Genomic DNA, 21,485 nt, shown 5'->3' with positions numbered 1-21,485 from the left:
GAGATGCGCCGGTCATGCTCGGATCACCCGCGGGCCCAGGCGTGCGTACCGGGCGGTGCGGTGCGCGGGGACCTCGGTGCCCGTGACCAGGGCCTCGAACTCGTGGACGTCGGCGAATCGGACGAAGGCGGTCATGCCGAACTTCGCGTGGGTGCCGATGAAGATCCGGCGTGCCGAGGCAGCCATCGCGGCCGTCTTCACGGCGGCCACGGCCGGATCGGTGGTGGTCAAGCCACGTTCGGGCGAGATCCCGCCGGCGCTCATGAAGGCGACGTCGATGCGGAGCCGTTCGAGGAGGGAGTCGCGACCGTGCTCGACCGTGCTGAACGCGGATCCGCGCACCCGGCCGCCGACGAGGAGCACCTCGACTCCCGGTCGCTCCGCGACCGCCATCGCGGTCGGCAGGGAACTCGTCACGACCGTGACCGGCCGCTCCGACGTCAGCCGCTGCGCGACGAGACTCGGCAGGTACCCGTCGTCGATGTAGACCGTCTGCGCAGGTCCGACCAAGGCGGCCGCCGCATCGGCGATGCGCCGTTTCTCCTCGACGTTGCGGGACTTGCGCACCTCGTACTTCGCCTCGAGCCGGCCACTCTCGACGGGGAACGCGGCCCCGTAGGTCCGGCGGACCAGTCCGGACCGCTCCATCGCCAGCAGATCGCGTCGCAGGGTCTCCTGGGTGACGCCGAGCCGGGCCGCGGTGGGACCCACGTCGAGGCGACCCTCCCGCCGAACGAGCGCGAGGAGCTCGGTCCGGCGCCGCTGCACCGCCGACGCCCTTCCGGCGACCTCGGGTGCCGCGGACGCAGAGTCGCTCATGTCGGTCCACCCTCCGGGAGCAGTGGCGCGGCCCAGCCACGCAGGTGTCCGAGGGCCTGCGTGAGCGGCGGGAGTGCCGGGTGCCAGGTGCGCTCCCACTCGAGGCTGACCGGCCCGTCGTAACCGATCCCGTCGAGCGCGTCGGCGAGTTCCTGGACCGGGAACCGACCGGTCCCCAGGTCCACCGGTCTCGGATCGGCCCGGTCGGCCACGTCCTTGACCTGCACGTGAGTGAGCCAGGGGCGCAACAATGCCGCACTTCGAGCCGGATCCTCCCGTGCCGACCAGGTGTGCGCGGTGTCCCAGATGACGCCCACCCGGTCGGCGATCGACTGCGGCAGCCGATCGAGCAGGGCCCGCACCGAGGCTCCGGTCGAGTGGGAGTCGTGCGTCTCGATGAGCACCAGCGGACCGGTGGCGGCGGTGCCCAGCACACGGCCGAGCCGCTCGACGGCGAGACGGTCACCTTCGGCAGCCGACGCGTGCTCCGGACGCTTCACGAAGACGCGAACGCCTGCTGCACCGACGGCGTCGGCGAGATCGAGAAGATGACGGAGCTCGCCGTCGACCGCGGTCGGGTCCTGCCCGGAGGCCAGGGCGACGTAGGAGTTCAGCGCGAGCACCGTCAGTCCTGCGGCCCGGAGCCGCTCGCCCAGCCCCCGCGCCGTCACCACGCCGGAGGCGAGCGTGAGGACCTCGCCCGGCGCCACCCGAAGTTCCAGGCCGACCGCGCCGGCGAGTCCCGCACGCGAGATCACCGTCGAGACGTCCATCCCTGGCTCACCCAGGGTCGAGTACGCCAGGCTCCGGTTCATGCGAGACGGTCGTACGTCAGGTCCGTGACCTCGAAGACCAACGGCGCACCCGCCACGAACCGGTCGATCTCGTCGACCACCACATCGCCCTGCATCGCCCGCGAATGGGTGGTCAAGGCGCCGATGTGTGGTGTCAGCAGGACGTTCGGCAGCGTCCACAAGGGGTCGTCGGCCGGCAACGGCTCGACGTCGTAGACGTCGAGAGCCGCACTCAGTCGACCGCTGCGCAACTCCGAGAGCAGCGCCCCGCTGTCCAGGACCGCCGACCGGGCCGTGTTGACGAGGATGCCGCCGTTCGGGATCAGCGAGAGCCGCTGCGCCGTCAGCATCCCGCGGGTCTCGTCGGTGACCGGAGCGTGCAGAGCAACGACCGCACAGGACCGGAGCAACTCGTCGAGGTCACAGAGCTGAACGCCCATCTCCTCCGCGTCCCGCCGGGTCAGGTAGGGGTCGGTGACGACCACCTCGGCGCCCAGCCCGGTCAGGTGCTCGATGTAGGCGCGGCCGACCCTGCTTGCTCCGATCACGCCGATCCGGGTGCCCGCGATCGTGCGGCCAAGGCCGAATCCCGACGCGCCGGCCCAGTCGCCCCGCTGCATCCGTCGATCGACCTGGGCGAGGTTCCGCATCAGGGACAGCGTCATGTACAGGGCGAGCTCGGCCACCGAGACGGCCATCCCCGAGGCCGCCTGGCTGACCCGGACGCCGTCCGTCAGCAGCGTCCTGGGAACGACCTTGCGGATCGTGCCCGCACTGTGCGCGATCATCCGAAGACGGTTCTCCGGCTGCAACCGGTCCGGGAACCGTGCCGACCCCCACCCGGTGACGACGATGTCGTACTCCAGGCGCCGCTCGGCCACCAGCCTGCGATCGGGTGCGAACACCTCGCCGAACTCGGCCAGCCTGGCCATCCGCGCCGGACCGAACAGGTCACGCCGCAGGTCCGGCAACAGGTCGATCAGGATGGTCGGGTTGGGCGGGTTGGTCAAGGCTCCCCCTGCGGTCCGTGAAGGTGTCGTGTCACAGGAGGGCGTCGTCACCCGTCCCTGGAAGCAGGCTACGGACGCGGCATCGGGCGGGGCAATGTCCGATCGTGGCCTCACGCCGGCCCGGTTCGTGTGCGTTTTGAGGCGCCTGTCCCGAGGCCGTGAGCGGTCAGCGACCCGGGAACCAGAGGCCGATCTCGCGCTCGGCGGACTCCACGGAGTCGGAGCCGTGCACCAGGTTCTGCTGCACCTTCAGGCCCCAGTCGCGACCGAGGTCGCCGCGGATGGTGCCCGGCAGCGCCGCGGTGGGGTCGGTCGCCCCGGCGAGCGCGCGGAAACCCTCGATCACGCGGTTGCCCTCGGCGATCGCGGCGAGCACCGGGCCGGAGCCCATGAACTCCACGAGCGGGGCGTAGAACGGCTTGCCCTCGTGCTCGGCGTAGTGGGCGGCAAGGAGGTCGTCGTCGGCGGTCCGGAGTTCGACGGAGGTGAGCGTGTACCCCTTCGCCTCCACCCGCCGGAGGATCTCGCCGACGAGACCGCGCCGGACGCCGTCGGGCTTGATCAGGATGAGGGTGCGCTCGGTGCTGGTCGTCATGGCACTCACAGTAGTGGCGTCAGGATGCAGCGGCGGCCTGCTCGGCGCGCAGCCGCTCGAGGCGTTCGGCGTCGATCTTCCCGCCGAGCCATACGCCCGTGACCCAGATGGCGGCGAACACGATGCCGATCACGAGCATCATCGGGACCAGGATGCCGCTCAGCAGGAGCAGCGCCTGGACGACGTACCCGGCGATCAGCCCGATCGGGTACTTCTGCAGGTAGGCCGCCACGATGCAGACCAGCATGCCTGCGCCACCGACCGCCCAGGCCACCCCGGGCTCGGAGAGCTGCAGCCCGAACGCGACCAGGGTGGCGAAGAAGACCACGAACACCTCGAGGGTGAGCACGGTCAGGCAGAAGATCAGCCGCGCCGAACGCTGCGGTCGCCGAGCGGGTGGTGTCGCGGTGCCGGATCCGGTGGCCGCGGGCGCCACGTGGACACCGTCGACGGCGGACGCGGCCCGGTCGTCGGGGCTCGGCACGGGGGCGGGGGGCATGGTCACCACCCCAGGCTAGTCCGGCTCACCGGCTGCGAGAGCCCGCGTCCTCGGTCTCGTCGACCGAACCGCCGGGCCCATGCTCGCCGGACCTGCGGTCGCCGGCTCTGTGCTTCGCGGGCCCGTGCTCATGGGCCGGTTCGTCCGCCCCCGAATCCTCGTCGGACTCGGCGACGTGGTGACCGTGCCAGTGCCCGTGGTTGTGCGGCGGACCCTCGACCACTGCCTCGCCGCGGGCGACCATGCCGGCGGTGTCGGACAGCTTCACCTCGCGCAAGAACAGGGTGAGCACGAACCCGAACGCGAGCAGGGGCACGAACGCCCAGAACGACGGTGCCAGCGACTCGGCGTAGCTGTTCACGACGAGTTCCTTCAGGGCGTCGGGCAGCTGGTTCACGACCCCGGGCGTGAGCGTCTCGATACCGAGCCCGTCCGCGGGCAGCTCGTCGGGTGGGATCGTGGCGAGTCCTTCGGTGAGGTTGTCCACGAGGCGGGTCGTGAAGATCGTGCTGAACAGCGCAGCGCCGACGGCGGCGCCGATCTCCCGGAAGAAGTTGTTGGCGCTGGTGGCCGTCCCGATCTCATGCGGGTCCACGGAGTTCTGCACCGCGAGCACGATCGTCTGCATCACCAGGCCGAGCCCGGCGCCGAGCGTGAAGATCATCGCCCCGAACAGGACCATCGACATGTCCCCGGTGATCCGGGTCAACCAGATCAGGCCGAGGGTCGCGATCGCCATGCCGGTGATCGGGAACATCCGGTACCGGCCGATCTTCGTGATCGCGAGACCGGATCCGATCGCGGTGACCATGACGCCGACCATCATCGGCAGCAGCAGGAACCCGGACTCGGTGACCCCGGCGCCGGTGGACATCTGCAGGAACGTGGGCAGGAAGCCGAGGGCGGCGAACATGCCGGCCCCGATGATGAGCCCGACCGCCGTGGAGATCGAGAACGTACGGTTCTTGAACAGGTGCATCGGCAGCAGCGGGTCGGCGACCCGGTTCTCGACGATCACGAACAGCACCGCCGAGACGACGGTGCCGATCACGAGGCCGAGCAGGAGCGGGTCGCTCCAGTCGTAGCCCCGCGAGCCGCTCCAGCTCTCCCAGCTGGTGGCCAGCACCAGCCCGGACGTGGCCAGCACCATGAACACGATGCCGCCGACGTCGATCCGGCGACCGGACCGGTGGCTCGGCAGCTTCAGCGTGAACCAGCCGATCGCGAACGCGACGATCCCGATCGGGATGTTGATCCAGAAGCACCAGCGCCAGTCCGCGTTCTCGGTGAAGAGGCCGCCGAGGAGCGGGCCGATCACGGCCGAGATGCCGAACAGCGCACCCATCGGACCCATGTACTTGCCGCGGTCCCTGGCCGGGACGATGTCCGCGATGATCGCCTGCGAGAGGATCATCAGGCCACCACCGCCGAGGCCCTGGACGCCCCGCCAGATCACCAGCTGGTTGAAGTCCTGGGCGAACCCGGCGCCCGCCGAGGCGATCGTGAACAGCGCGATGGCGACGAGGAAGGGCCAGCGCCGGCCCCAGATGTCACCGAACTTCCCGTACAGCGGCATCACCACCGCGAGCGACAGGATGTAGATCGTGACGAGCCAGCCCTGGTGCTCGACGCCGCTCAGCTCGCCGACGATCGTCGGCATCGCGGTGCCGATGATCGACTGGTCCAGCGAGGACATGAACATCCCGGCCATCAACGCACCGAAGATGAGCCAGACCATCCGTTGGTTCAGGACGATCTTCGGCTTGTCATCGGTCAACGTAGGGGCGTGTGCCATGGATTCCTCGACGTTCGGTTCTCGTGCGGCGCCGGCGGGCAGGGCGCACCGATCAGATCAATAGTGCGCGATGCCGACGGCCGGCGGGTCGTCCGACATGGGGAAATGTGTCCCAGCCGAGTCAGACCAGGGGTGGACGACCGGCGGTTCCGGCGTCAGTACAAGGGAGCGGGCGGCTGTGGCGTTCGCCACAGCCGCCCGTCACCTCCGCCCGACCTGCCCGGCTCACTCCTCGCCGAAGCCGGCCTCCACGTCCGCCACGATCGCCTCCAGGGCCTGCGCGGCCTGCGGACCGGTGGCCCGCAGGTGCAGCTCGGCACCGCCGGTCAGGCCGAGACCCATCAGGGCCAGCACGCTGGCCGCGTCCACCCCGTTCAGGGTCACTTCGGCGTCGAAGTCCGCCGCCTTGCGGGCCAGGGTGGCCGCGGGCCGGGCATGCAGCCCGAGCCGGTTGCGCAGCACCACGGAGCGCTCGACGGCGTCCGTGGCCGCCGCGGCGACGTCGCCCGCGCTGCCCGCCCCGACCGTGGCCGAGTCGCCGAACGAGTCGATCGCGGTGCGGGCGGCGGCGCCGACCGCGGCGGCGTCGCCGCCGGACTGGGCCGCGACCGCCGCCGCGACCGCCCCCTCGACGAACGGGGCGTCGACCATGACCACGCGGTCGTCGTCGAGCACGTCCACGACCGACTCCGCCGTGAGCGCTGCCGACCCCAGGTCGGTGAGGATCGCGACCGCTGTCGCCCCGCCGTCGAGCAGGGCCGTGACGGCCTGCTCGACCAGGTCGTAACTCGTCCCGATCCGGCCGTCCTCGGTGCCCCCGGCCGCCCGGATGGCCACGTCCGGAGCCATCTGCTGGGCCACCTCGACGGCACCCGCAGCCAGCTGCGCGGAGTGGGAGACGAGCACGAGCGCCGTGGCGGCGCTCACCCCGCCGCCCCGGCCGCGCCGGCCCCGGCTGCCTCGGCCACGTCGGCGGCCACCGCGAGGAGCAGGGCGGAGGACTCCGCACCCGGGTCCCGGTGCCCGACGGCCCGCTCCCCCAGGTAACTGGCCCGGCCCTTGCGCGCCACGAGCGGATCGGTCGACTCGGCACCGGTGCGGGCCGCCGTCGCCGCCGCGCGCAGCGCCTGCGTGGCCGTCCCACCGCCGTCGGCGACCTCCAGGGCGGCCGCGGCCGCAGGGGTCCACGCGTCGACCATCGTCTTGTCGCCCACCTCGGCCTTGCCGCGCGCGACGATGCCGCCAACGGCGGCGTCGAGCAGTGCCGCGATGCCGGCGGCGTCGACCGTGGGGCCGTCGGCGACCTTGGCGGCACGCAGATACGCCGTCCCGTACAGCGGGCCGGCCGCACCACCGACCGTGGACATCAGTGTGGTCGCGACCAGCTTGAGCACGTCGCCGACCGACTCCGGCTTCGGGGTGTCCGGATTGTCCAGCTTGACCAGCACCGCCTTGAAGCCGCGGTCGAGGTTCTCGCCGTGGTCACCATCGCCGATGGCACGGTCCAGATCGATCAGCTCCATCCGGTGCTCACCGACGACGGCGGCACTGCGGCGGACCCACTCCGTCGCCCAGGCGACGTCCAGCACGTCCGCCATCAGACGCCCCACCGCAGCGCCGGCGTGTGCACCGGCGCGTCGTAGAGGGCGGTGAGCTCGTCGTCGAGGCGCAGCACGGTGATGGACGCGCCCTGCATCTCAAGGGAGGTGATGTAGTTGCCGACCAGGGAGCGGGCCACGGTGACGCCCTTGGCCTCGAGCTGGGCGCGGGCGTGACGGTAGACGATGTAGAGCTCCGACGACGGCGTCCCGCCCATGCCGTTGACGAACAGGAGCACCTGGTCGCCGCTCGTGACGGCGAGGTCCTCGACGATCGGGTCCAGGAGCAGGTCGGTGATCTCGTCAGCGCCGGCGAGCGGGATGCGCCGGCGGCCCGGCTCGCCGTGGATGCCGATGCCGATCTCGATCTCGTCCTCGCCGAGGTCGAAGGAGGGCTTGCCCGCGTGCGGCACGGTGCAGGCGGTCAGCGCGACGCCCATCGAGCGCGCTCCGGCGTTCACGCGGGTGGCGATCTCGGCCACGGTGTCCAGGTCGTCGCCGCGCTCGGCGGCGGCGCCGGCGATCTTCTCGACGAGCACGGTGCCCGCCACGCCCCGGCGGCCAGCCGTGTACAGGGAGTCCTGCACGGCCACGTCGTCATCGGTGACCACGGCCCTGACGTTGATCCCCTCGGCGTCGGCCAGCTCGGCGGCGGTCTCGAAGTTGAGCACGTCGCCGGTGTAGTTCTTCACAATGTGCAGCACGCCGGCGCCCCCGTCGGCCGCCTTCGTGGCAGCCAGGATCGGGTCCGGCGTGGGCGAGGTGAACACCGGGCCGGGCACCGCCGCGTCGAGCATGCCGACACCCACGAAGCCCGCGTGCAGCGGCTCGTGCCCGCTGCCGCCGCCGCTGACCAGACCCACCTTGCCCTGGACCGCCCCACCGGCCCGGGACACGAACAGCAACTCGGGATTGTCGCTGGCGATGACGAGGTCCGCATGGGCGGCCACGAAGCCCTCGACGCTCTCGGCGACCACGTTCTGCGGGTCGTTGATCAACTTCTTCATGACTGCTCCTTCGCATCTGCGCCCCGGCGATTGGCCGAAGGCGTGGGGACCGACACTGTGCTCCCAACTCTGTACCTCTCAGCACGGATTTGCCTAGCGATTGGAACAACGTGCGCCCGCCACCCGACGCCGCGCACGGGCGGGCGCCGGCCGGCGGCATAGTCTCCTCGCGATGACCCTCACACTCACGCCGGCACAGCAACGTGCGCTCGCGCACGTGGCGGTGCAGGTCGAGCGTGACGCCGGGCCGCCGCTCTCCTCGGATGAGCGGGTGACCCTGCAGTTCCACCCGGACCGGTTCGCGGGCGGCCGTGCGATCCTGGCGGCGATGGCGGACGACGGCCGGTACCGCTCACAGTTCGAGACGCGGACCAGCAACGGTGGGCTGACCGCCCACCCGGGCGGCGACCGCTGGGCCTGGGAGAGCCGCCTGTTCGGCAGCGCGTACGACGACGCACCGCCGGACCAGCGGCCGGTGTACGGCGCACTGAACCACCGCCGTCGGGCCGTGGGAGGCGCGCAGCGCTTCGGCTCCGCCCACTTCCGGCTGACTGCCGACGTCAACGCCCGCACCACGTTCTGCTATCCGGACAGCGTGCTGGAGCCGGTCGACTTCGGGGTGGCGATGAGGATGCCGCTGATCGCCATCGCCGATGCGGACTCGGTCGACCTGCTCGACGACTGCATCGAGGCGCACGTGCACGGGCCGGTCCGGATCCCGGACGACGTCGAGGCACTGGTGCTGGACCCCTGCTTCCGCGCTACCGCCGTGGAGTCCGACGCGGCCCGGCTCGGCTGCGCGGTCGAGTGGCATCCCGGCTTCCGGATCACCGCCGACGAGTTGAGGGCGCACGCGGCCTACCGCGGGCGGCGGTTCGTCGAGCTCGGGCTGCGCCTCGCCGTCGACGGCGTTCTGGACGCGACCATGATCGGTACCGCCGCCCGCGGTGGGAACTACGACGAGCAGGACCTCAAACGGGTCTGGCACCTGCTCGCTAGGTTCGGGTCGCCGTGAGCAGCAGGTACTCCCACTCCATCACGAACGACCCGCCGGCCTCGCGCCCGTACTGCTCGCCGAGCCCGGCCAGCGCGGCGTCCAGGGCGGCGACCTTCCCCGGGTCGCCGGCGATGGCGCGGTAGACCGCGATCGTGGGCCCGTACGTCTCCTTGAAGTAGTCGCGGAACGCCTCGCCGTCCGCGAAGGCGTCGACCACGAGGGTGCGCCGCTGCGCCGCCCGGAGCTCGGCGCCGTCTCCGAGCAGGGCGCGGACGTGGTCCTCCCGGCCCCACAGCGGCGGAGGCTGGGCGCCGGGCGGAGGCGGCGGGGCGAACGGCTTCATGGTGGCGAACATCTGGCCGATGAATCCTTCGGGCGTCCAGGAGAGCAGCCCGATGGTTCCGCCCGGGCGGGTGACTCGGAGGAGTTCGTCGGCGGCGTCCTGGTGATGGGGCGCGAACATCACGCCGACGCAGGACAGGACGGCGTCGAAGGCGGCGTCGTCGAACGGGAGTGCCTCGGCGTCCGCCTCCAGCCAGTCCAGGCGCAGGCCGGTGCCGGCGACGGTCCGCTCGCCGATCTCGAGGAGGGCGGGGGTGAGGTCGCTCGCGACCACGTGCGCGCCGACGCGGGCCGCGGGGACGGCGGCGTTGCCGGTGCCGGCCGCGACGTCCAGGACCCGCTGCCCCGGGGTGATGCCTGCGGCCTCGACGAGCACGGGCCCCAGTGACGGGATGATCTCGGCGGCCACCCGGTCGTAGGCGCCGAGGCCCCACATGGTGCGGTGCTTCGCCTTGAGTTCGCGGTCGACGGGGTCGGTGGTGATCTGTTGTGCCATGGTCGGAACTCCTTCGTTTGGGGGAGCTCCCAGCGTGCGGCCGCCGGACCTGCGCCTCCAGTGCCATCTCTGAACCGGAGGTGGTTCACGATCTGTACTGGTCAGCGGGTCGCGGCAGGCGTCTAATTGGCGCAGGACGAGGAGGTCACTATGGCGACGTACGGTCAGTTCTGCCCTGTCGCGAAGGCGATGGAGGTGCTCGACGAGCGCTGGACGCTGCTGATCATCCGGGAGCTGATCTCCGGCAGCAGCCACTTCAACGAACTGCGCCGCGGGCTGCCGAAGATGTCGCCGGCGCTGCTCTCCAAGCGCCTGCGCAGCCTTGACCGGGCCGGCCTGGTGCGCCGGGTGGAGGTGGGCGGCAAGGTCAGCTACGCCCTGACCGAGTCCGGGCTGGATCTGCAGGAGGTGGTCGAGGCACTCGGGGTCTGGGGCCTGCGGTGGGTGGGTGACCTCGGCGAGGACGACCTGGACCCGCACCTGCTGTTCTGGGACATGCGCCGGACCATCCCGGTGGCGGCGTGGCCGCGGACACGCACGGTGCTGGAGTTCCGGCTCTCCGACCTGCCCCTCCGGGTCGGCGGATGGTGGCTGGTGGTCACCGGTGACGACGTGGACGTCTGCGACTACGACCCGGGGTTCGGGTCGATCGCCACCGTCCGGACCACCCTGCGCACGCTGGTCCGGTTGTGGCGCGGGGAGGCCCGCTGGGAAGGCGCCCTGCGCTCCGGGGACGTCACCGTCGAGGGGCCCGCGGACGTCAGGCGGGCGATCCCGGGCTGGCTCGGGCAGATGCGCCTGGCGGACGTGGCCGCCGCCCGAGCCTGAGTCCTGAGGCGGTCGCTGTCCCGGGTGGCCGCTGGACTCCCGGGGCGGGCGCAGGCTCGCCGGGCGTGGCGAGTGGAGCCGCCCCGGCCCGGCGTGATCCCCTTGGCGCATGTCGATTCCGCTCGAACACCTCACCCTGACCGGCCACCTGGTTCGGCTGGAGCCGCTCTCCCCAGCACACCACGACGGCCTCGTCGACGCGGTGCAGGACGGTCGGATGTGGGACCGCTGGTACACCTCGATCCCGCGGCCGGAGGACATGGCCGGTGAGATCGAGAGCCGACTGGAGCGTCAGGCTCGCGGCGAGATGCTGGCGTTCACCGCACTCCGGCCGGACGGGACCGTGCTTGGGATGACCACGTACTACGACTGGGACCCCGCGGTGCCACGCCTGGAGATCGGGTACACCTGGAACCGGGCCTCTGCCCACGGGAGCGGCACGAACGCGGAGTCGAAGTTGCTGCTGCTCACGCATGCGTTCGAGACCCTGGGGTGCGAGTGTGTCGGCCTGCGGACGCAGTGGGTGAACCACCAGTCCCGTGCCGCCATCGAACGTCTCGGTGCGAAGCAGGACGGCGTGCTGCGCGCGAATCGACGCTTCCGAAACGGCGCCCTGCTGGACGCGGTCCTCTTCTCGATCCTGCGCTCTGAGTGGCCAGCGGTCCGGGCGAACCTGGAGCACCGACTGCGGAACCGGATCCCCGGCTGATTCGGGTCCCTGACGGGTGCGATCGTGCGGCGCATCCGGTGGATGAGCCGCGGAGTGGCACTCTCGCCAGCTCGCCTCTGACGGCCTGACGCCCTAGCGGTCAGCTCACCCAGGCGGGCTCGTCAGTTCTCCACGCGGACCAGGAGCAGGTCCGTGAGCGGCTCGTACACGTGGACGAGCTCCGGGGTGCCCCAGGTACCCACCGATGAGGTCAGCTTCGCCCAGAGGCCGAGCTTCTTCCGGTTCGGGGCGTCGGCTGCGTCCACGGTGAGCGTGAAGTCCGCGTCCCCCACCCCTGCGTCGAAGGCAGCCCCGGCGAGCACCTCACCGTCGTGGGCGACCAGCTTGACCGTGAAGACCGAGCCCTCCGGCAACGCGAGGCGCTCCCGGATCCCGACGGTGCCGTTGACGGTGACGATGTTTGAGGTCATCTGGTGATCGTAGGTCCGATTGCCCTCGCAGGGCTCAGGTGATCGGCGATTGACGCGGCCGACACGCGAGCCCGGTCGTCAGAGCACCCGACCCTCGCGCAACGCGGTGATGGCCTTCTCGACCCGCCTCGTCCGGGTCTCGTCCGTCTTCGCCTCGGCCACGGGCAGCGTGAAACGCTTCTGCTTGCTGGCCGAGAGCGACTCGTAGAAGGACTTGGCCGCCGGGTCTTCCGCGAGCGCCGCCGCAAGCTCCGGCGGGACCTCGGCCACGCGGGGTTCGGTGTCGAGCTCGACGTCCACCTCGACCGTGTCGCCGCCGGCGACACCCGCAGCCGCCCGGTTCGCGGCACTCAGGGAGATCATGAACCGGCCCTCGTAGGAGACGGCCGAACTGCGGTAGGTATGTCCGTTGATGGTCACGACGACGAGGTGTCGTTTCGCCGGCCCCAGGGCCGCCATGACCTCCTCCGGAACTGGGACGCCAGTGTTGTTTCCGGTCTGATGGATCGCCGTCGTGTATCGCATGCGCCCTAGTCTGCCGACTGCTTGCGGCCGAGAACAGGCCCTCGCCGGCCTGGCTAGAAGGGTGGTGGTGCGTCTGGGGGCAGGGGTGGGTGGAGGGTGCCGTTGATGATGTGGCCGAGGAAGGTCGTGGTCTCGTCGCGTTCGCGGCGGTAGCGCAGCCCGGCCGGGGTGGTCCACTCGAACACGCCGGGCTCGGTCTGCTCGACCTCGAAGTCGCCGTGGGTCTTGACGTTGTGGTCCCGGCCGCACAGCGGGGACAGGTTGTCCGCCGCAGTCCGCCCACCGGCGGGGTCGCCGGGCTCCTCGGACCCATCCGGGGCATCGACCCAGGGCACGTTGTGGTCCAACTGGCACCCGCCCGCGGGGCACGAGCAGCCGGGCCGCACGCAGGTGCGGTCCCGGGCCACGACGTGATCGGCCAACTCCTGGGTCGGCCGGTACCGGGTGTGCCCGAGATCCAGCACCGTCTCCGAGAGGGGGTCGGTGACCAGGCGCCGCCAGATCCCACCCGCCGCGATCGCCCGCGCCGTGGCCGGGGTGATCGGCCCGTACCCGGCCAGGATCGGCACCGACCCCGGATCGATCGACCGGGTCGGCGGATCCGGATGATCGGCATGCGGATCCGACGACACCACACCGGTCCCAGCGCCGGGTTGCCGCGGCGCGGCGGAGTTCGGGCACAACGGATCCCGACACCGACCCCGCACCGACGAATCGGCCCCGGTCGGCGCCGCCGTGGGCGCCGCAAAGGACGCGTCAGGCTCAGATGGACCACCCGTACCGGCAGCAGCCACGTCCGGGCCACCCGTGCCGGGTGGAGCCTGCACCACCGGCGGGGCGCTCGGGGCAGAGTCCTGGCCCGCAGCGGTGCCCTGGCCCATCACGATGACGACGTCACCGCCAGCGAGGGCACCCGGTGGCAACAGGTGCTCGAGCGCCATCGTGACGTGGATCACCGGCCGACGCCCACCCACCGTGTCCGCCAGCTTGGTGCCATCAGGGAACTCCCCGGTGGCCAACGCGCGCGAGGCAACCCCGGCCAGGGAGTCGAAACGCAACTGGTCCAACGTACGGTCATCACCATCGGCCTTCGCCGCCCGAGCCGCGGCATCCAACGCCACATCCAGGGCCAACGCCTGCGGGCCGGTCCCTCGATCCACATCGACGCCGCCCCATCAGGCAACGCCCGGGGCCGGGTGACCCTACGCCCACGCGCCTTACGCTGGGCGCGTTCATGGGCATCGTCGGGGTCGACACTGATCAGCGCCTTCGACATGTCGCGACGCAACTGCTGCGGCGTTCGACCCGCGGCCTTGGGCAACACCAGGTCCTCGACCGCCATCGCGGTCTGCCACGGCACCTCACACAACGCGTCGACCATCGCCCTTGCCTTCGCCGCATCAATGCGGCCCAGCCGCAGGGCGATCCCAGTCTTGGCCAGGATCGTGGTCAGCATCAGCCCCTGCCGCACCAACGACAAGCACTCATTCCTCGGTGCCGACAACCGGATCGAGAGCTCCTCACCCGCCGTACTGGGCTGCCCATCAGTGACCAACGCCAGCGCCGGCTGATTCATCGCCGACCGCTCCGCCAGGATCGCCGCCGCCTTCGTCAACGTCTCCTGCGCGGCCGCCTGCACCCGCCGGGCCGCCGCCGCGACCTCCACCAGCGTCGCATCATCCGCCGCATCCAGATCCAACGCCTGAATGCGAGTCATCAACGCCGGCGTCGGGAGCATCCGCGACAACCGGGCCGCCTCCGGCAACGCATCCCACCCGGCCACCAACGCCGAGAGGGTGGCCTCCAACGCGGTGTCCTGCGTCGCGGTGTCCTGCGACGCGGCGTCCTGCGACGCGGCGTCCGCCACGGCAAGCGCGACCCGCGCCGGCCTCGGCCCGGCAGGCCAGAACTCGACCCGCGAGGCGTCCCCGCCCTCGCTGCGGGCCGCTCCACCCACCGGTTCCGATGCCATTCGCCCACCCTAGAACAAACGTACGACAACCGTTCCGGGACGCCCAGGACTGTGGAAAACCACGCGCCCGGATCCACCCAAGACCTTCGGTGCAAGGCTGGGAGCCAGAACGGATCAATACGGTTGATCCATGCCCGGATGACTGCCACCGTGCACGCATGCCAGATCCGACCGCGACGCCAGATCCCGCCCGTCAGCGGGCTGCCCCGATGCGCCTGGCCCTCCTCGGTGGTGCGCCAGGCATCGGGAAGACCGCAGCCGCCCGCGAGTTCCTGAAGCTCGCCGTGGGCGGCACCCTCCTCACCCAATGGGTGGACGTCGACACCCTGTGGGCGCACCAACCATGGGAGGTGAGCGATCGGACCACCGCGATGGTGCAGGCGAACCTGCGAGCCGTCATCGCCAACGCCGGTACCGCCGGGGTCGACCTCCTCCTGGTCACCTGGGTGTTCCAGGACGCCCGGATGCAGAACCTGGTCCGCTCGCTCGCGCCGCCCGGGCTGCCGACGGTCAGCGTGCAACTGCACGCCGAACCCGCGACCTGGCGACGGCGGTTCGAGACCGACCCCGGTCGTCCCGAACTCGACGACTTCTATCGGCGCCGTTACGACGAGGCGCAGCGGACGCCGTCGGACCATGTCCTGCGCACCGACGGAAAGGACGCCCGTGCCGTCGCCGCTGAGCTGGCCGCAGTTCTAGCGGACTGAGGGGTCGCCGCTCTCTGCCCGGCGTCTCACCCCTGGCCGAGCACCTGGGCACGTCGCTCCGCCCAGGCCAGTGCGGACGCGATCGCCTGCTCAAGGGTGAGTTCGGCGCGCCAGTCGAGCAAGGCCGTCGCCCGGTCCACGTTCGCGAAGGCCCCGACGGCGTCCCCTGGGCGGGGCGGCGCCGTCACCGTGGGCACGTCGGCACCCGCGACCCGCTCGAAAGCGCCGATCAGCTCCCGCACCGTCACACCCGAACCGGTGCCGACGTTGATGATGACGCTCGGTGCGTCGACCCCGGCGAGGATGTCGTCGAACGTCTCGATCGCGCGCACGTGCGCCCGCGCCAGGTCCCACACGTGGATGTAGTCGCGGATCCCGGTACCGTCCCGGGTCGGCAGGTCGGTGCCGGTGATCGTGAAGGCCTCCTGCTCCCCGCGGGCCGCGAGGACGAGCTGGCCGAGCACGTGCGAGGGTTCCTTGTCGTAGATCCCGCTGGTCAGGCCGGGGTCCGAGCCGATCGGGTTGAAGTAGCGCAGGATCACCGCGCGTAGATCGGTCGCAACGGCCAGGTCCTGCAGGATCTGCTCCATGATCCGCTTGGTGCGCGCGTACGGGGACGTCGGCTCCAGCGGGTCCGACTCGGTGACCTCGAAGCCCTCCTTCGGCGCGTACAGCGAGGCCGAGGAGGAGAACAGCACCCGTGGCCTGCCCAGCGCGGTCAGCTCGTCGAAGAGCTCCAGCGACTTGGCGACGTTGTCCCGGTAGTACAGATAGGGCTGCGCGACGGACTCGGGGACCACGATCCGGGCCGCCATGTGGATCGTCGCCTCGATGTCAGGGTGTTCGGCGACGACTCTGCGCAGCAGGCCCCGGTCGGCGATGTCACCCTCGTAGAAGGTCCGCCCCGTCGTGAACGCGCGCGGGCCGCTGAGGAGCGAGTCCAGGATCACCGGGGTGTGCCCGGCCTGCTCGAGCGCCGTCGCGGTCACCGACCCGATGTAGCCGGCGCCGCCGGTGACCAGTACCTTCACGGGCGTCAGCCTAGTGGGCGGGTCAGGAAGGCGACCGTCGGGACCGGGCGAGCCGGGCCACGCACCATCAGACTCCCGGGAGAACCGGATCGTCGGGCCCGGCCCGGCGACGGCGACCTAGACCTGGCGGTCCAGGTGCGCGCCAGCGCCCACCTGATACGCCTCCGCCACCCAGCCGGCGAAATCCTCGTCCAGTTCCGCCAGGTCGCTGACCCGGAAGTGATGCACGAACAGTCGCTTGGTGTACGGCGCCGCGCTGCGGATCCGCGGGTCGGAGACCACCCGCTGCAGGTCCAGGTACCCGACCAGTTGGCCCTTCTCGGTGGGTCGAGCACCCGCGAACCCGCGGCGGGTCCCCTTGACCGTGATGGTCGTCTTGGCGACGGCGTACGTGAACGGGCCGCACGCGGCGACCAGTTCGACGAACCGCTCGTAGAGGGCCACGGCGGCGGCCGGCTTGTCGCGCAGATGGTCCTCCACCGTCCACTCCATGGAACTCGCCCCCTAGTCCCGCCGGAACAGCGCCCGCGCCTCCGCGGCCAGGATCACCGATCCCGCAACGAGCACGCCCGTGCCGGACGCGACCTGGTCGGAGTCGCCCTGCTCGGTCAGGTCCGCGGCCAGCGCCACGGCCTCCCCCACGTGCTCGGCCGTGTGTACCCGGTCGGAGTCGAAGATGTCCCTGGCGATGTCGGCAAGGTCGTCGATCTCCATGGACCGCATGGACGTCGAGCGGGTGATGACGATCTCGTCCAGGGCCGGTTCGAGGACGCTCAGGATGCCCTCGGCGTCCTTGTCCGCCATGATCCCGACCACGCCCACGAGCCGATGGAACGCGAACGCCTCGCCGAGCGCGTCGACGAGCACCTGGGCGCCGGCGGGGTTGTGCGCGGCGTCGACGAGCACGGTGGGGCTGCGCCGGACCACCTCGAGGCGTCCGGGCGAGTCGACGTCCGCGAACGCGGCCTCGACCACACCACCGTCGAGGGCTCCCCCGCCGGTGAACTGCTCGACGGCGACCAGCGCCAGCAGCGCGTTCTGCGCCTGGTGGGCACCGTGCAGCGGCAGGAAGATCTCGGTGTAGAGCCCGCCGGTGCCACGCAGGTCGATGAGCTGCCCACCGACGGCGACGGTCCGGTTGACCACCTCGATGTCGTAGCCCTGGGCGACCACCCGGGCCCCGCGTGCCTGCGCCACGCCCGCGATGACGACGGCCGCCTCCTCGGGCTGTTCGGCGGTCACCACGATGGCGCCCGGGTCGAGCGCCTTGATGATGCCGGACTTCACGGTCGCGATCTCGGCGATCGTGTGCCCGAGCCAGCGCTCGTGGTCCCGCGAGATCGGGGTGAACACCGCCACCTCACCATCCACGACGTTCGTGGAGTCCCACTCGCCGCCGAGCCCGACTTCGACGACGGCCACGTCAACGGGAGTGTCGGCGAAGGCCGCGAACGCGAACCCGGCGAGCACCTCGAAGAAGCTCAGTCGGGACTGCCCCTTCTCCTTGAGCTGGGCATCCACCATCGCCACGTACGGCTCGATGTCGCGCCAGACCTCCACGAACCGGACGGCGGAGATCGGCTCGCCGTCGATCGCGATCCGCTCGCGGACCGTGTGCAGGTGCGGGGAGGTGAACCGTCCGGTGCGCAGCCCGAGCTCGCGCAGCAGCCGTTCCACCATCCGTGAGGTGGAGGTCTTCCCGTTCGTGCCGGTCAGATGGATCGCCCGGAACGACTTCTGCGGGTCGCCGAGCAGCTCGACCAGTGCCGCGACCCGGTCGATGGTCGGGTCGATGTCGTGCTCGGGCGCGCGGGTCAGGATCGCCGAGTAGATCGCCTTCGCCTCGGCCTCGGCGGCCTCCTCCGCGGCCCGCTCGACGGGCGAGACCTTCGGCTTGTCCTCTTCGCCGAATCCGTACCGGTGGCTGGTGACGTTCACAGGCTGACCTTCTCCAGATCGATGCCGACGCCGTGGTCGCCGTCCTCGGAGACGACCGGCGACACGTCGACGGCGACCGAGAGCGCGAGCGTCTCGGCAGCGATGAATTCCTTACGGTCCGTCACGGCCTGCACCCATTGGCCGGGCACGGCCAGTCGCAGCGAGATCCGGTCGGCGACGTGCAGGTCGGCCGCCTTGCGGGCGTCCTGCACCTGGCGGATGACATCCCGGGCATACCCCTCGCCGATGAGCTCGTCGTCCAGCTCGAGGTCGAGCACCACGAACCCGCCGCCGTCGAGCACCCCGGCGGCGATGGAGTCGCCGAACCGGTCCTCGATCTCTGTACTCAGCGAGTACTCCCCCTCCTCCAGCGCGATCCCGGAGACCGTCACCACGCCGTCGTCGGACTGTTCCCACGCACCTGCGCGAGCCCCGCCGATGACCTTCTGGACGTCCTTGCCGAGGCGGGGGCCGGCGGCCCGGGCGTTCACGGTCAGCTTGGTGTAGACGCCGTAGTCGCCGGCGGTACCGTCGGCCAGGTCGAGCACCTGGACGTCCTTGACGTTGACCTCCTCGGCGATCAGGTCCGTGAACCGTGCGAGTGCCGCGGTGTCGGGGACCACGACGCGTACCTTGCGCAGCGGCTGGCGCACGCGCAGCTTGTTCGCCTTCCGCAGGCCGTGCGTGGTGGAGACGGCGTCGCGGACGGCGTCCATGGCCGCGACGAGCTCATCGTCGGCGAGCAGGGCCGATGCCGTGGCATCGCCGGCGTTCGCCGGGTCCGGGAAGTCGGTCAGGTGCACCGACCGGCCGCCGGTGAGCCCGCGCCAGACCTCCTCGGAGACGAGCGGCGCGAGGGGCGCCATCACCCGGGTGAGGACCTCGAGCGCGGTGTAGAGGGTGTTGTAGGAGCCTTCGTCCTCGTCCCAGAACCGCTGCCGCGAGGTGCGCACGTACCAGTTCGTGAGCACGTCGAGGTGCTCGCGGACCTTCGCGCACGCACCCGGGATGTCGTTGACCTCCAGGTCCGCGCGCACCCCGGTCACGAGGGTGCGCGTCCGCGCGAGCAGGTACCGGTCCATGTCGTCGAGGTCGGCGACCTCCTCCGGCGACGGGGCCCGCGCATCCAGGCCGGCGCCGTCGTTGCAGGTGTTCGCGTAGAGGCTGAAGAAGTACCAGGTGTTCCACAGCGGCAGCAGGATCTGGCGGACGTTCTCCCGGATCCCCTCCTCGGTGACGATCAGGTTGCCGCCGCGCAGGATCGGCGAGGCCATCAGGAACCAGCGCATCGCGTCCGACCCGTCGCGGTCGAACACCTCGTTCACGTCCGGGTAGTTGCGCAGTGACTTGCTCATCTTGCGCCCGTCGCTGCCGAGCACCACGCCGTGGCACACCGAGGTGCGGAATGCGGGCCGGTCGAACAGGGCCGTGGCGAGCACGTGCAGCAGGTAGAACCAGCCGCGGGTCTGGTTGACGTACTCGACGATGAAGTCGCCCGGGTAGTGGTGTTCGAACCAGTCCGCGTTCTCGAACGGGTAGTGCACCTGTGCGAACGGCATCGACCCGGAGTCGAACCAGACGTCCAGCACGTCCGGGATGCGGCGCATCGTGGCGCCACCGGTCGGGTCGTCCGGGTTCGGCCTGGTCAGCTCGTCGATGAACGGGCGGTGCAGGTCGGTCACCGGCACCCCGAAGTCCGCCTCGAGGTCGGCGATCGAGCCGTACACGTCCACTCGTGGGTAGGCGGGGTCGTCGCTCACCCAGACCGGGATCGGCGTGCCGAAGTACCGGTTCCGGGAGATGGACCAGTCCCGCGCGTTCGCGAGCCACTTGCCGAACTGACCGTGCTTGATGTGCTCGGGGACCCAGGTGATGTCCTCGTTGAGCTCCACCATGCGGTCCCGGAACTCGGTGACGCGCACGAACCAGGAGGTCATCGCCTTGTAGATCAGGGGGTTCTTGCAACGCCAGCAGTGCGGGTAGGAGTGGTCGTAGGTCTCGTGCCGCACCACCACCGGGCGCACCTGCGGCGCGAACTGCCCGACGGCCCCGGTCCCGCCCTTGAGGTCGGCGATCGCCCTCGGGTTCGCGTCGAAGACCTGGAGCCCGGCGTAGTCGGGCACCTCGGCGGTGAACCTCCCGGCCGCATCCACCGGCACCACAGGCGTGATCCCGGCGGCGTCGCAGACCGCCATGTCGTCCTCACCGAACGCGGGCGCGAGGTGCACCAGCCCGGTGCCGTCCTCGGTGGAGACGAAGTCCGCGGCGAGCAGCCGGTGGGCGTTCTCGTGGCCGGCGAAGTACGGGAACGGCGGCGTGTAGGAGCGCCCGGCGAGCTCGGTGCCGGTCAGCCGCTCGAGTACCTCGGGGTCCTCGCCGAGCTCGCGTGCGTACGCGCCGAGGCGGGAGTACGCGAGCAGCACCTTCTCCCCCGCCAGCGCGCCCTCCGCGGGGCGCACCACGACGTAGGAGATCTCGGGCCCGACGGCGATCGCCAGGTTCGAGGGCAGCGTCCAGGGGGTGGTGGTCCAGATGAGCGCGAGCTCCCCGGTCTCCAGCCGCAGCCCGACCGTCAGCGCCGGGTCCTGGCGCATCTGGTAGACGTCGTCGTCCATCCGCAGCTCGTGGTTGGACAGCGGCGTCTCGTCGCGCCAGCAGTACGGCAGCACCCGGTAGCCCTCGTAGGCCAGGCCCTTGTCGTAGAGCCGCTTGAACGCCCAGATCACCGACTCCATGTAGGTGACGTCGAGCGTCTTGTAGTCGTTCTCGAAGTCCACCCACCGGGCCTGCCGGGTGACGTACTCCTCCCACTCCTTGGTGTACCGGAGCACGGAGTCACGGCAGGCCGCGTTGAAGGCCTCGATCCCCATCTCCTCGATCTCGGCCTTGGTGTTGATGCCGAGGATCCGCTCGGCCTCGAGCTCGGCCGGAAGGCCGTGCGTGTCCCAGCCGAACCGGCGCTCCACCCGCTTGCCGAGCATGGTCTGGAACCGGGGCACGACGTCCTTGACGTACCCGGTCAGCAGGTGCCCGTAGTGCGGCAGCCCGTTCGCGAACGGCGGCCCGTCGTAGAAGACGAACTCGTTCGACCCGTCCTCGCCGGCCGGCCGCTGGTCGATCGAGGCCTGGAACGTGCCGTCGGAGTCCCAGTACGCGAGCACTCCCTGTTCGAGCTCGGGGAAACTCGGGGAGGGCGCTATGCCGTCGGCCTGGTTGTGGCGGGGGTAGTGCTGCTCGCTCGGCTGGGTGGCCATCTGCGCGGATCCTTCGTGGGTACGGGTTGCCTGCCGTACGAGGACGATGCGCGCCCGGGTTCGGGACGTACCGCGGTACCACCTCGCTTGCCGCATGCCCGAGGGCACCCGACCGCTCCTTGAAGGCTATGACGGGCC

At 70.9% G+C, this 21,485-nt stretch carries 22 protein-coding genes; 4 read left to right on the top strand and 18 right to left on the bottom strand.

Translation table 11 applies throughout. From position 1 onward, the window contains the following. Positions 1–12 precede the first annotated feature (12 nt). The 9 genes from GKS42_RS09005 to dhaK form a co-directional block, all read right to left on the bottom strand. Entirely contained in the window at positions 13–819 is an 807-nt protein-coding gene (locus GKS42_RS09005; protein ID WP_154793517.1) for a DeoR/GlpR family DNA-binding transcription regulator, read from the bottom strand. Beyond that, on the bottom strand, positions 816–1,634 hold the full coding sequence (locus GKS42_RS09000) for a sugar phosphate isomerase/epimerase family protein (protein ID WP_154793516.1): 819 nt from the start codon (positions 1,632–1,634) through the stop codon (positions 816–818). Before GKS42_RS09000 ends, GKS42_RS09005 begins: the two co-directional genes overlap by 4 nt. Next, a complete protein-coding gene (locus GKS42_RS08995; RefSeq protein ID WP_154793515.1) occupies positions 1,631–2,623 on the bottom strand; it encodes a hydroxyacid dehydrogenase in 993 nt (330 codons plus the stop codon). The genes GKS42_RS09000 and GKS42_RS08995 overlap by 4 nt, the downstream gene beginning before the upstream one ends. Positions 2,624–2,789: 166 nt before the next feature. After that, positions 2,790–3,218: a nucleoside-diphosphate kinase gene (gene ndk / locus GKS42_RS08990; RefSeq protein WP_154793514.1), complete on the bottom strand. Its 429-nt coding sequence runs from the start codon at positions 3,216–3,218 to the stop codon at positions 2,790–2,792. A gap of 19 nt (positions 3,219–3,237) precedes the next feature. After that, complete coding sequence (locus GKS42_RS08985) at positions 3,238–3,717, bottom strand: DUF4233 domain-containing protein (RefSeq protein WP_232848080.1); 480 nt, start codon at positions 3,715–3,717, stop codon at positions 3,238–3,240. 25 nt (positions 3,718–3,742) lie between these two features. Then, positions 3,743–5,512, bottom strand: a complete 1,770-nt coding sequence (locus GKS42_RS08980; RefSeq protein ID WP_154793512.1) for an MDR family MFS transporter — start codon at positions 5,510–5,512, stop codon at positions 3,743–3,745. Positions 5,513–5,737: 225 nt separating this feature from the next. Next, the gene (dhaM, locus tag GKS42_RS08975; protein ID WP_154793511.1) at positions 5,738–6,439 is read right to left on the bottom strand and encodes a dihydroxyacetone kinase phosphoryl donor subunit DhaM; all 702 of its coding nucleotides are present in this window, start codon (positions 6,437–6,439) and stop codon (positions 5,738–5,740) included. Beyond that, complete coding sequence (gene dhaL, locus GKS42_RS08970) at positions 6,436–7,110, bottom strand: dihydroxyacetone kinase subunit DhaL (protein ID WP_154793510.1); 675 nt, start codon at positions 7,108–7,110, stop codon at positions 6,436–6,438. Before dhaL ends, dhaM begins: the two co-directional genes overlap by 4 nt. Further along, on the bottom strand, positions 7,110–8,117 hold the full coding sequence (gene dhaK / locus GKS42_RS08965) for a dihydroxyacetone kinase subunit DhaK (RefSeq protein ID WP_154793509.1): 1,008 nt from the start codon (positions 8,115–8,117) through the stop codon (positions 7,110–7,112). Before dhaK ends, dhaL begins: the two co-directional genes overlap by 1 nt. A gap of 172 nt (positions 8,118–8,289) precedes the next feature. On the opposite strand from dhaK, the gene GKS42_RS08960 reads away from it, so the two are divergent. Beyond that, complete coding sequence (locus GKS42_RS08960) at positions 8,290–9,132, top strand: DUF3626 domain-containing protein (RefSeq protein WP_174791061.1); 843 nt, start codon at positions 8,290–8,292, stop codon at positions 9,130–9,132. Here the strand turns inward: GKS42_RS08960 and GKS42_RS08955 are convergent. Beyond that, the gene (locus GKS42_RS08955) at positions 9,113–9,952 is read right to left on the bottom strand and encodes a class I SAM-dependent methyltransferase (RefSeq protein ID WP_154793508.1); all 840 of its coding nucleotides are present in this window, start codon (positions 9,950–9,952) and stop codon (positions 9,113–9,115) included. The two genes, GKS42_RS08960 and GKS42_RS08955, sit on opposite strands and share 20 nt — an antisense overlap. 150 nt (positions 9,953–10,102) lie before the next feature. Between GKS42_RS08955 and GKS42_RS08950 the strand changes: the two genes are divergently transcribed. Both GKS42_RS08950 and GKS42_RS08945 read left to right on the top strand, forming a co-directional pair. Further along, positions 10,103–10,780 (top strand): winged helix-turn-helix transcriptional regulator, encoded by a 678-nt coding sequence (locus tag GKS42_RS08950; RefSeq protein ID WP_154793507.1) that lies wholly within the window; start codon positions 10,103–10,105, stop codon positions 10,778–10,780. Positions 10,781–10,889: 109 nt separating this feature from the next. Continuing rightward, on the top strand, positions 10,890–11,489 hold the full coding sequence (locus GKS42_RS08945; RefSeq protein WP_154793506.1) for a GNAT family N-acetyltransferase: 600 nt from the start codon (positions 10,890–10,892) through the stop codon (positions 11,487–11,489). Between the two features lie 122 nt (positions 11,490–11,611). Here GKS42_RS08945 and GKS42_RS08940 read toward each other — a convergent pair whose 3' ends face one another. The 4 genes from GKS42_RS08940 to GKS42_RS08925 all read right to left on the bottom strand — a co-directional run bounded on the left by GKS42_RS08940 (position 11,612) and on the right by GKS42_RS08925 (position 14,417). Further along, positions 11,612–11,920, bottom strand: coding sequence for a YbaY family lipoprotein (locus GKS42_RS08940; protein WP_154793505.1), 309 nt, complete (start codon positions 11,918–11,920; stop codon positions 11,612–11,614). A 78-nt stretch (positions 11,921–11,998) separates the two neighbouring features. Next, entirely contained in the window at positions 11,999–12,445 is a 447-nt protein-coding gene (locus tag GKS42_RS08935; protein WP_154793504.1) for a YdeI/OmpD-associated family protein, read from the bottom strand. Between the two features lie 53 nt (positions 12,446–12,498). Beyond that, positions 12,499–13,014, bottom strand: coding sequence for an HNH endonuclease signature motif containing protein (locus GKS42_RS08930; RefSeq protein WP_154793503.1), 516 nt, complete (start codon positions 13,012–13,014; stop codon positions 12,499–12,501). 383 nt (positions 13,015–13,397) lie between these two features. After that, the gene (locus GKS42_RS08925; RefSeq protein WP_154793502.1) at positions 13,398–14,417 is read right to left on the bottom strand and encodes a 13E12 repeat family protein; all 1,020 of its coding nucleotides are present in this window, start codon (positions 14,415–14,417) and stop codon (positions 13,398–13,400) included. Positions 14,418–14,575: 158 nt separating this feature from the next. Here GKS42_RS08925 and GKS42_RS08920 point away from each other — a divergent pair, with 158 nt between their 5' ends. After that, complete coding sequence (locus GKS42_RS08920) at positions 14,576–15,124, top strand: DEAD/DEAH box helicase family protein (protein ID WP_154793501.1); 549 nt, start codon at positions 14,576–14,578, stop codon at positions 15,122–15,124. A gap of 26 nt (positions 15,125–15,150) precedes the next feature. Here GKS42_RS08920 and galE read toward each other — a convergent pair whose 3' ends face one another. From galE to ileS, 4 genes are all read right to left on the bottom strand, one after another. Further along, complete coding sequence (gene galE, locus GKS42_RS08915; protein WP_154793500.1) at positions 15,151–16,155, bottom strand: UDP-glucose 4-epimerase GalE; 1,005 nt, start codon at positions 16,153–16,155, stop codon at positions 15,151–15,153. Between the two features lie 117 nt (positions 16,156–16,272). After that, positions 16,273–16,647 carry a DUF5655 domain-containing protein gene (locus GKS42_RS08910; protein WP_154793499.1) on the bottom strand — a complete coding sequence of 125 codons (375 nt, stop codon included), beginning with the start codon at positions 16,645–16,647 and terminating at the stop codon, positions 16,273–16,275. Between the two features lie 12 nt (positions 16,648–16,659). Further along, entirely contained in the window at positions 16,660–18,093 is a 1,434-nt protein-coding gene (locus GKS42_RS08905) for a bifunctional folylpolyglutamate synthase/dihydrofolate synthase (protein WP_413230909.1), read from the bottom strand. Beyond that, positions 18,090–21,347 (bottom strand): isoleucine--tRNA ligase, encoded by a 3,258-nt coding sequence (gene ileS / locus GKS42_RS08900; protein ID WP_154793498.1) that lies wholly within the window; start codon positions 21,345–21,347, stop codon positions 18,090–18,092. Before ileS ends, GKS42_RS08905 begins: the two co-directional genes overlap by 4 nt. Between the last annotated feature and the right edge of the window lie 138 nt (positions 21,348–21,485).

This window comes from Occultella kanbiaonis (genome assembly GCF_009708215.1).
In the GTDB taxonomy this organism is placed as follows: Bacteria; Actinomycetota; Actinomycetes; order Actinomycetales; family Beutenbergiaceae; genus Occultella; species Occultella kanbiaonis.
The sequence above is the reverse complement of the archived record's forward strand: the minus strand, read 5'-3'. Positions and strand labels throughout refer to the sequence as shown.